General features: G+C 42.4%; 6 protein-coding genes. All 6 read right to left on the reverse strand.

The features are described from left to right. Positions 1–1,088: 1,088 nt before the first annotated feature. The 6 genes from QF042_RS16515 to QF042_RS16540 all read right to left on the reverse strand — a co-directional run bounded on the left by QF042_RS16515 (position 1,089) and on the right by QF042_RS16540 (position 11,796). Complete coding sequence (locus QF042_RS16515) at positions 1,089–2,738, reverse strand: arylsulfatase (RefSeq protein WP_307530336.1); 1,650 nt, start codon at positions 2,736–2,738, stop codon at positions 1,089–1,091. A gap of 19 nt (positions 2,739–2,757) precedes the next feature. Further along, on the reverse strand, positions 2,758–4,413 hold the full coding sequence (locus QF042_RS16520; RefSeq protein ID WP_307530337.1) for an arylsulfatase: 1,656 nt from the start codon (positions 4,411–4,413) through the stop codon (positions 2,758–2,760). 24 nt (positions 4,414–4,437) lie between these two features. Beyond that, positions 4,438–5,913, reverse strand: coding sequence for a RagB/SusD family nutrient uptake outer membrane protein (locus QF042_RS16525; protein WP_307530339.1), 1,476 nt, complete (start codon positions 5,911–5,913; stop codon positions 4,438–4,440). A gap of 15 nt (positions 5,914–5,928) precedes the next feature. After that, positions 5,929–9,081 (reverse strand): TonB-dependent receptor, encoded by a 3,153-nt coding sequence (locus tag QF042_RS16530; protein ID WP_307530341.1) that lies wholly within the window; start codon positions 9,079–9,081, stop codon positions 5,929–5,931. 160 nt (positions 9,082–9,241) lie between these two features. Continuing rightward, positions 9,242–10,399, reverse strand: coding sequence for a formylglycine-generating enzyme family protein (locus QF042_RS16535; protein WP_307530344.1), 1,158 nt, complete (start codon positions 10,397–10,399; stop codon positions 9,242–9,244). A 389-nt stretch (positions 10,400–10,788) separates the two neighbouring features. Further along, positions 10,789–11,796, reverse strand: a complete 1,008-nt coding sequence (locus QF042_RS16540) for a YncE family protein (protein ID WP_307530346.1) — start codon at positions 11,794–11,796, stop codon at positions 10,789–10,791. Positions 11,797–11,809 lie beyond the last annotated feature (13 nt).

Genomic DNA, 11,809 nt, shown 5'->3' on the forward strand with positions numbered 1-11,809 from the left:
TATTTTACCTATTGTGCTTTTAATTTATTGCTTGTGCATTAAGATTCCCGTATGCACCTATCGTGTGGACACATCACTGTCAATTTACATTTGTTTTTAGCGTCGTTGCCTAGGTCGATCGTCATGCTGTCCCGAATCTTCGGGATCAGCATCTTTCCTGCTAATAACAAGCTTGATATCTTAAAAACTATAGTTTGGTGATAAATATTGTTTTTTTTTCCGCTCTATGCCGCGGTGGCATGGTACTTTGGAGCGCCAAAGTACCCAAAGCGCTTTGTCAATCCAGCAATGGGCCTTTTACACAATCCTACACGCATCAAAAAAACAGCGGCACTTCGTTTTGTGTTCAATATTTCTTAAAGCTTTAAATTAGCGTTTATGAACACAAAACCACTGCGTTTTAGGTTTGGTAGTACTATCTGTTCTTTCCTGCAACTGTTTTTTTGATTCCTCGGGCCCTGGGGATTGACGGCGTTCTTCGGTTAAAACAATGTGTTATTTAAGGAAGCTAGCAAAACGCCTAAAAATTAACCTCAAAAAGATGTGTCCACACGATAGGTATACATGGGAATGACGAAAAGGCTATAATAGCTCTCTTCCTTATCTAAGATGTAGAGGTTGAGCTATGTACCTAAGAACCACAAGCCCCTCAAGCCTAAACCCGGTAGTAACGAAAATCCTTTTTATTGCTTAAACGTAATTGCCCCTGTTCGCGTAAAGTTTTCAATAAAAAGATTGAAGTGCATAACGGGACTTATAAAAGATGTGTCTACGATAGGTATACATGGGAATGACGAAAAGGCTATAATAGCTCTCTTCCTTATCTAAGATGTAGAGGTTGAGCTATGTACCTAAGAACCACAAGCCCCTCAAGCCTAAACCCGGTAGGAACGAAAATCCCTTTTATTGCTTAAACGTAATTGCCCCTGTTCGCGTAAAGTTTGCAATAAAAGATTGAAGTGCATAACGGGACTGCAGTACCTACGAAGGTATGAATGTTCGTTTTCAAATAAAAAGACACAAACCAATTGTAGACCACCCCCAGCCCCTCCTAGATTAGGAGGGGAGTTGGATGATACGATAAAATATTAAAAACCGAAGCCTTCAGATACGGTTTCCTGTACCTTACTTTTCCGGAATTCTTTCATCGATTGTGGCTCTTTGGCCTCTAGGGTTGCAAAATCGACTACACCTGTTCTTTTTGCCCAGTCGAAATAAGCTACCGATAACCTGCTCACCACATCATGGTTTTGCCTGGCTACATTGGTGGTTTCACCGCGGTCGGTTTCTACATCGTACAGCTCCCAATTGTAACCTGGCCAGGTAGATACCAGTTTCCATTTACCAGCACGTACTGCGCGATTGCCTGCACGTTCCCAAAATAGCGGTTCGTCACGTTTCAGTTCGTTATCATTACCAAACAACACGGGCAGCAAACTTTTACCGGCCAATGCATTCGGTGTAATGCCCTGATGGCTTTTCGGGTAAGTAGCTCCGGCCAGCTCGTAAAAAGTTGGGGCAATATCGATGATATGTCCCGTGCCTTTTTTAATACTACCGGGTTTAATTTTAGCCGGATACCAGGCAATAAACGGCGAGCTGATGCCACCTTCATACATGTAATCTTTAAAAGCTTTTAATGGCGAATTCGACGCATAAGACCAGTTTTTGCTCTGCGACTCGTACGAACCAATGGTACCCACGGGGCCCGAATTGCGCACCGCACCTTTGTACCACTTTACCAGGTCTTCTGCAGGGGCGCCATTATCAGAAATAAACAGGATGATGGTATTTTTATCGGCTCCAGATGCTTTTAACTTATTTAGCACCTGGCCAATGCCCTGATCTAAGCGATCGACCATGGCGGCGAAAATCTCCATCTTTTTAGCCCACTGGCTGCGCTGATCGAATGATAGTTTATTCCAGTTGTAGATATCGGCATCTTTTTCCGAAATGCTCGATTTGCCATCGATAATACCCAGTTCTTTTTGCTTTTTAATTCTTTCGGCACGAAGCGCATCCCAACCTTTATCGTAGCGGCCTTTGTATTTGGCGATATCCTCAGGCAATGCATGCAGGGGCCAGTGTGGTGCGGTGTAGGCTAAATACAGAAAGAAAGGTTTGTCTTTAGGGCTTTGATCCAAAAACTTAACGGCATTTTCGGTAATTACATCGGTTTGATAAAATTTACCAGCTTCTAAAGGATAAGGTTTCCCGTCAATGGTATAGGCACGTTTTTTACCCCCTTCATAATCACCCTGATCGAAATAACTTCCATTTTCCGACATCATAACATGATCGAAACCTCGTTGCCACGGGAAACTCACCTCTTTACCTGCCACGTGCCATTTGCCCGACATTAAAGTATTATATCCCTGGGTTTTTAAAACCTCAGCTAGGGTAAGCGATTCTTTATTGAGGTAACCCTGGTAAGCAGGAAGGCCCAGATCGTTAGCGAAATAGCCCACCCCAGCTTTATGCTGGTATTGGCCGGTTAATAAGGAAGCACGTGTAGGCGCACAAATGGAATTGTTATAAAATTCTTTTAGCCGAAGCCCCTCGTTGGCCAGGCGATCTAAATTGGGCGTTTTAATCTCTGAACCATAGGCACCAAGATCTGAATAACCCAGATCATCGGCCAGGATCAGGATAATATTAGGCTTTGCCGGTTTGGCATTTTGTGCAAAACCCTGGAAAGCCATTAATGCACCCAGGCATGTTAATATTATTTTGTTCATCTTTTTCTTTATTTAATTGCTAAAAATTCTGGTTGCCTCTATTGTTTCTTTGAGCAGGTTGGGCAGGTGCGGTTTTAAGCGTTTCGTAATCTACCACCCCATTTTCTGCAGCCCACTTTACGTAAGCGGCTTTTAACTGTGCTACAACTTCAGGATGTTGTGCCGACACATCTGCATTTTCGGCCCTATCCTTTTCGATATCGAAAAGCTCATATTTTTCAGTCAAACCTGCCGGAGAAACGAGTTTCCATTTGCCCAACCGGACGGCTTTGTTACCACCACGTTCCCAAAATAAAGGCACCGAACGCTGAACGGTATCAGTTGATCCGCTAAGCAATGGCAACAAACTTTTACCAGGCAGGGTATTGCTGGTTATGCCGTTTAACTGTTTTGGATAGATAATACCCGCCAGTTCGTAAAAAGTTGGCGCAAGATCGATTAAATGACCGGTGCCTTTGGCAATTGTTCCGGCTTTAATTTTATTCGGAAACCAGGCGATAAAGGGTGCACTAATGCCGCCTTCGTATGGAGCGCCTTTATAATTGCGGAGCGGCGAATTGCCGGTTTGCGACCAATTGCTGTTCTGCGTTTCGTAAGATCCGGCGGTACCAACAGGGCCAGTGGTACGTTGTGTGTAAGGCCTGGTACCATTGCCACCCTGAGCACCATTATCTGAAATAAAAATGATGAGGGTATTTTCGTCCTGTTTCAGTTCTTTTAGTTTAGCAAGCAAACGGCCAACACCCTGGTCTACATGATCGATCATAGCGGCATAAACTTCCTGGCGGGTTTGCCAATATTCCTGCTCATCGTAAGTTAACTTGTTCCAGGGTTTTACCTGATCATCGTGCGCAGCAATTTTCTGATCGGCACCGATAAGGCCTTTTTTAATCGCATTGCGGTAGCGTTGTACGCGCAGCGAATCCCAACCCAATTTATATTTGCCTTTATATTTGGCAATATCAGCAGGAAGCGCCTGAAGTGGCCAATGTGGCGCATTGTAGGCCAGGTATAAAAAGAAAGGCTTTTTAGCTTTTTGCTGACCATCTAAGAAACCCAATGCATTATTGGTGATCTCTTCGGTTAAATATTTACCAGGCTCCAGAAAATAGGGTTCATTATCTTTAACCAGAGGGACTGTTTCAGTACCTTTTTCTCCGATTTCATAATAGTTACTGGCACCACCAATAAAGCCAAAGAAATGATCGAAACCGCGTTGGTTTGGCCATTGGTTCCGATCGTCGCCCACATGCCATTTACCCGCCATGAGTGTGGTGTAACCACCAGATTTAAGTACTTCGGCCAGCGTAAGCGATTCACGGTTTAGAAAACCCTGATAAGCAGCCAGGCCAAGATTATTGTTAAAAAAACCAACACCAGCCTTGTGCTGATACTGTCCGGTAAGCAATGATGCCCTGGTGGGTGCACAGATCGAATTGTTGTAAAATTCTTTCAACTTTAAACCGCCAGCGGCCAGCTTATCCAAATTGGGCGTTTCTATTTCTGTCGCCCCAAAAGGGCCAATGTCTGAAAAGCCAAGATCATCAACCAATACCAGTACGATATTTGGTTTCTGCTTTTTCTGTGCCGATGCGACCTGCACAGCCAATAAACAGGCAGCCAACAGGCATGCTTTTAAGATCGGCAAACGGGAATATTTTTGTTTAAAATTCATATGATTAAATTTTAGTATAAACGGTTAATAGTTTACCCAATCCGGGTTTTGTTTTAATTTAGGGTTGAGGTTAAGCTCGCGTTGTGGAATCGGAAAATGGATGTGGCGCTTGGCCGCTAAAGTTTTTCCGGCGGCTTTAAGCGTGGCCACATAATAATCGGCTCCTCTCCTTGCCAGATCGAACCAACGTTGATATTCGAAAACAAGTTCCTTTCTACGCTCCTGAAAAACAGCATCCCTAAACTGATCTACATTTAATGCCGGGGAAACATCAGCTAGTTTGACAATGCCTGCACGCTGGCGAACTTCGTCTATAGCGGCATAGGCTGCTGCATTTGGACCATTGTTTACTTCATTTAGCGCTTCAGCATAAATTAAAAGCACTTCTGCATAGCGGATAATGGGCAAATTTTTAGAAGACTGAGATTGATTGCCCACTACAGCCGGATCGTAATATTTATTAAACTGCGGCGAAAAGGTATACAATTGACCATTGGTAGGGCTTACCATCTGGGTAACAAAAGTGATTGCCTTTCTAGTATCGTTATCGGCAAAACTGGCATACAAACCGCCCGCAGTATGCAAAGCATCCGCATAATCGCCATTAATACCAGGTACATCTGCAGGTGCCGAACGACTAGCTAAACTGTTGCCCTGATAACCAGCATTGCCCACAAACTGTGCAGAGAAGATATGTTCTTTGCCGTTTTTAGTGGCTACGTTAAACACATCGGCAAAATTTGCAAACAGCGAATAGTATTTACTATCGATTACTTCTTTACTTTTTTGTGCAGCATTTGCCCACTCTTTATGGGTAAGGTAAACTTTTGCCAGCAGGCTTTTGGCTGCGCCTGAGGTTGCTCTTCCTAAATCTTTACTGCTATATTCAGCCGGTGCTGGTAAGGATTCTGCATCTTTTAAATCCTGAATAATCTGTGCATAAACTGCCGCCTCGGGCGCGTTGGATACATATAAATCTTCGGGCGCTAATGAAGTATTTTCGTGCAATACAATGGGTACATCGCCAAACCAGCGTACCAGATTGAAATAATGTAGTGCCCTTAAAAACTTCGATTCGTTAATTAACCGTTTTCTAATGGCCGAACCGATATTGGCATCATCTATTAAAGCGATTTTATCGATGGCAATGTTCGAGGCATTAATGGCATCATAACTTTGTTTCCATAACTGCTCCATCCTATCGTTTGATGAATCGTGGGTTAGGCCCGATATGGCCCTAACATGTGCATTTCTGGCTCTTGGCCCTGCCTCATAATCGTCGGTAGCCATTTCTACGCCGATCTGCATCAAACTGTTGTAAAGCGACTGACCACTTTCGTAAAGTTTGCGGTAATTGGCCGTAACGGCAGAAACCGCCTGACCTTCATTTTGATAGAACTGTGCAGTAACGAGCACAGCATCTGGATCTTCTTCTAACTTAGAGCAGGCCGAAAATGCTATAGCTAAAATAGACAGGTATAATAAGTTTATCTTTTTCATTGAAATATCGATTGATTAAAATGTTAACCTTAAACCAGCCCTAACCGATCTGGCGATGGGATAAATCCCGACATCAGTTCCTGGCGACACATTACTTCCTGAGGTAATTTCAGGATCGAAGCCTGAGTAATTTGTCCAGGTAAGGAGGTTTTGCCCGGCTACATAAAAATATACATTGGATAACTTTGCCTTAGCAGAAATCTTTTTCGGCAAGGTATAGCCCAGCGAAACATCTTTTAACCTTAAGAAGGAACCACTTTCGATAAAGCGATCGGAAAATACAGGTGCTGGATCTAACTTGGCTCTTGGAATGGTCTGACTTGGATTGTTTGGTGTCCATCGGTTTAAAGCGGTAGCCGAGGCGTTTTGTTGCCCGGTAAACAGCTCCAGGGTTTGCATATTCGAGTTCAAAATGCTGTTACCATAAGAACCTTGTACAAATATTAACAGATCGAAACCTTTATACTCGAAATTATTGGTTAGACCAAAAATAAAATCGGGCTGTGCATTGCCAATAATGGCCTTATCTGCAGCTGTGGTAAACTGGCCATCGCCATTAATGTCTTTATATAATCTATCGCCAGGTTTTGGCACAGCGCTACCGGTATATTTACCTTTAGTTGCTTCTTCTCCAGTTTGCAGGATTCCATCGGTTACATTGCCATAAAAGCTACCCAATGGTTCACCAACTTTTACTATATAGTTTCCGCTGATGTAAGATTGTGCGCCATTACCAATACTCAACACTTCATTCCGGTTAACAGAAAAGTTTAAATTGGTATTCCAGATCAATGCTCCGGTAAGGTTGCGGGTATTCAGGCCAATTTCGAAACCTTTATTTAATACAGATCCATAATTCTGGAGCGATGTACCGTAACCTGTTGTCCACGGAATCTCTACATTTAACAATAAATCTTTGGTTTTCTTGTAGTATCCGTCTAAGGTTAACTGAATCCTGTTGTTAAAAAATCCTATATCTAAGCCTGCATCGTACTGATGGGTGGTTTCCCATCCCAGTCTATCATTCGCAATGCGGTTAGGTGCAAAACCTGTGGCGGTAGTGCCACCAAAAACATAATTGAGACTGTATAAGGTTGCCAAAGACTGGTATTGGCCAATCTCCAGGTTTCCTGTAGTACCGAAACTCGCACGCACTTTAAGTTCGCTGATTGTTTTTTGTAACGATTCGAAAAATTTCTCATTACTGATTTTCCATGAAGCCGCTGCTGAAGGGAAATAGCCCCATTTGTTTCCTTTTCCAAACCGTGATGAACCATCGGCACGGATACTGGAGGTTAGGAAATAACGGTTATCAAAACTGTAATTTACCCTCGCCAGGTAAGAATGTAATACCCATCTCGTGGCATCAGAATAAGGCGCTACCAAAGTTGCGCCGCTTTGCAGGTTGTTAAAGGTTAAATCGTCCGTTACAAACTTCTGTGCACTTGCCCTTGTGGTTTCACTCGAAAATTCCTGTTGCGTAAAACCGATTACGGCATCTAAAGCATGTTTACCGAAAGCTTTATTGTACGAAAGGGTGTTTTCATTTAACCATGAGTAAGAATTGTAAGTGCCTTTTCCGGCCGAACCACCAATGGCACTTCCTTCATAAATGGTTGATGGGATATAATTCTTTTCATTTACACTGTTTACATCAGCGCCAAGCAACACTTTTAAGTTCAGTCCTTCAATAATGGTGTATTCTCCAAAGGCTGTTCCCAAAAATTTATTGGTGGTTGATTTGTTGATCTGTTCTTTTAATGAAGCAATTGGATTGGCAAATATATTTTCGAAAGGATTACGAAGGGTGTAAGCGCCCGAAGCATCGTAAATGGAAGCAGTAGCAGGCATGATTAACAAACCATTGATGATCCCTGAAGGAGATACATTGGCATCGGCCTTGCTTCCGGTAATACTTGCACTTACTTTAAACTTTTCAAAAGGCTGGGCATCTACATTGGCCCTGATACTGATCCTTGAATAATCGGTGTTCTTTAAAATACCATCCTGATCAAAGTAATTCCCCGAGATAAGATACCTCGTTTTTGGATTACCGCCGCTGATGGTGAGTTGATGGTTCTGTGTTGGTGCACGTTCGACTGCCTCGCTTTGCCAATCGGTCCCAACGCCTAACTGATCGATCTGTGCCTGACTTACATACTGAAAGCGGCCTTTGGTCGGATCGGTATCATACAAAGCATCGTTCCTGAGCAAAGCAAAATCGTGTGCATTTAAGAGGTCTAACTTCTTTCTTAACGATTGCGTGCCGTAACTTCCTTCGTAGGTAACTGCACTACGATCTGCTTTTCCTTTTTTGGTGGTGATGATGACCACACCGTTGGCTCCTCTCGAACCATAAATCGCGGTTGCAGAAGCATCTTTCAGGATATCAATGGTTTCAATATCTGAAGGATTAATACTGGCCAATGGGTTGAGCGGCGTACCGCTCAGCGTACCTGCAGAAGCCGAACTGTTGTACAAAGGAAATCCATCTACCACATACAAAGGCTCATTTCCACCTTGTACCGAACTTCCTCCCCTTACACGGATGCTGACGCCACCACCCGGCTGACCAGATGTTTGGGTAACCTGCACACCGGCAGCGGCACCTTTTAACAATTGATCGACCGAACTTAAGGGTTGTTTTAATGCCGATTTAGAAATGGAAGACACGGAACCTGTAATGTCGCTTCTCTTCTGCGTTCCATACCCCACTACCACCACATTATCGAGCTGGTTGGCCGCTTCTTCCAGTTTAATTTCAATCGGACTTCCAGTTGCAATGATTTCGACGGTTTTATAACCGATGTAACTTACGGTCAAGGTGTAAGGAAACTTCTGCCCGGTTACAAACCTAAATTTACCCTCGTTATCTGTTGCTGCAGAGTGGGTTGTTCCATTAATGCGGACCACCACACCTGGGATGGGCTCTTTGGTTTTCGAATCGGTAACTAAACCAGTAAGGGTAGAGTTAATGATCGGTACTGTTTGCGCTTTAACCGCAATTGAAAAAATAAATTGAACGATAATCAACATTCCTAAATAGCACGAGGTGCGCAAGGAACGGACTGATAATCTGAATCGAACAGGCTTTTCCTGCCCGAAAACTGGTAACGAGACTTGCGAAGCCGACCCATAGGGCCACCTGACTTCTTCAAATTTTTGCATACTTTTGTTTAGGGTTAAGTGGTAAATTGATTCAGGTGCCAACGCCAATTGAAGACCTGTTTCGATAATTTAATCTAGGGGAGATACATTTGTGTTTCCCCGATTCTTATATAGTTTGTAAAATTTTTATTTGCTGCCCTCCTCTTGTTTAATTGCTTTGTTATTTGTCGCTTACGCACCTAAAACCCAGGTGTTCCATGCCACTGTCTTCTGATGTTTTCATTCTTCTTGCTACGCGATAACCAGAACAATAACTATCGTTGCAGAGAAAAGATCCTCCTCTAACGGTATGTTTAATGGCATAAGGTTCATCAGGATCGTGAGATTTAGCCGGTCCCTGCGGATTGGTGATTCCCTGTGGTTTATTTACGCTTGCATAATATCGGTTATCATAAAAATCTGAGCACCACTCCCAAACATTTCCGGCCATATCATAAAGACCATAGGCATTCGGAGCGAAAGATTTAACAGGTGCTGAGTAATAGAATTTATCTTTCAGTACGTTTTTATAAGGAAAATCGCCTTCCCAAATATTCGCTTTTGCCTTGCTAATATTTACAGATTCGTTTCCCCACGGGTAAATATTATCTTTCAATCCACCTCGGGCTGCCCACTCCCATTCGGCTTCAGTTGGCAATCTTTTTCCAGCCCATTTGCAATAAGCAAGGGCATCGAAATAAGAAACATGTACTACCGGAAAATTGTCTTTTCCTAGAATGTTACTTTTTGGTCCGCGAGGATGTTTCCAATCGGCGCCCTTGCTCCAGGCCCACCATTGTGCATAATTATTAATATCTACAGGACCTTTTGCAGGTACAAAAACCAATGAAGCGGCAACCAGTACATTGGCAGCTGGCTTAGGTGTTCCGGGAGGTAATTGCTTTTTAAGTATGTTCCAATCTGGCTTTTGCTCTGCTGTGGTAACATAACCTGTAGCCTTAACAAACTGCTTAAATTGTGTATTGGTTACTTCTGTAACATCAATATAAAAGCCTTTAACACTTACTTTATGTTTCGGAAATTCGTCGGCCGATGCCTGTGCATTGTCGCCACCCATGCGGTAAGTTCCTCCATTTATCCATACCATACCTTTACGCTCTTTAATTGATGAAGTTTTGCCTGTAGCATCTACCAATTTGGGCAAAGTACCGATGATACCAAAACGGTTAGGTAATTTAGCTGCACAACAAACTGCAACACTTGGGTAAATTGTTTTTTTTGGGTGGGTATCTTTTGCAGTCGAAGTTGGATCTGGCACTAAAAAGCCTGACAAAGCAATGATTACAAGGGATCTCCTGTAAAATAAGGCAAGGTTCATAATAAGGATGTATTTTGATATCTGACTAGTTAGGTCAAAGCATTATTGTTGAGCGCCTGGGCATTTAGAAAGCCACGGTTATATGATAAGTTTATGCGCAACAACAACACATTCGCATTGTTTGGTGATGTTTCGGACAGTGGATAGCGTAGGTAGAAAATGAAAGAAAGTAAAATTTATTCATATCGTTATTTGCAGGTGGCAGGCAAATATAATATTTAATTCTATAAATCCTATAGAATTTATAGATTAATAGGTTTTATTTATCCTACTCTGTTCTGATAAGGATTTAACGCATAAAATTTCATTAAAAATATTTCTAAAAAAAAATGTCGAAGGCACGATATGCATCCCGACAATCCAATAGAAACTAAAATAGCTATGCTTATCTATTTACCTACTTCCAGAATTTTAAAGCTTCCGGGAATACGATGTGGGCGTTGGCTGGCATCTTTACTTTTTTCGAAAGCTGCCGTTGGCAGAAAAAGATGATGACTAGCTAAATCAATAGCAATGGTTCTTGCTCCAGTTTCTGTTTTTACGGTTTCCTGTACAACAAATTTATTGGCCGAAACTTCTTTCACTACTGTAATGCTGCCTTCTCCATTGGCGCTGTAAGCTAATTTAGTTGCAGGATCGAAAACTACACCGTCACAATTATCGCCAATCGGTAACGAGGTAATCTGTTTGCCTGTTTTGGCATCCAGAATAAGCATCACTTTGTTTGCACAAACCGTAAACAGTCTTGATGTTACACGATCGATAGCTAAGCCAGACGGCTCTTCTCCGCCTTTTAACTTATACCTTGATAAAACTTTATAGGTACTCATATCAAAACAAACAATTTCTCCGGTATCTTCGATATTTACATATACCTTCCCTTTCCCGTCTGGCACGCCTGCTTCGGGTTTGCCTCCTAATGCAATCGTTGCGATAACCTGATCAGTTTGTGGATCGATAATACTGGCATCGCTACTTTTGCCGTTGAATACGATTACTTTTTTGCTATAATCATCAAAGAAAGTAGCATCAGGATTTTGTCCAACCTTAATTTGTGCCGACACAATGAAGTTGTTCAAGTCGAAAACGGCACAAGTACCTGCTTTGCCATTGGTGGTGTAACCTTTCCCAAACAGACCTGCAATTGCAATTCCATGTACACCAAGTGTATTGTGAATCACGCCTACCGAATCGCCACTGTTCTTATTTAATATATTTACCTGATTGCCATGAGAAACAAAAAGATTGTTGTGCAGCTGATCGATACTTACATAATCCCAACCCCCATCGCTTTGTATTTTATGGATAGCCAATACATGCAGGCCACTTTTCTGTTGGGCATTCGCAGCAATTGACATTGCAAAAAGAACCACAATGCTTAATAATTTCCTTTTCATTTTTTTAGTTTTA

Source organism: Pedobacter sp. W3I1, from assembly GCF_030816015.1.
Classification (GTDB): Bacteria; Bacteroidota; Bacteroidia; order Sphingobacteriales; family Sphingobacteriaceae; genus Pedobacter.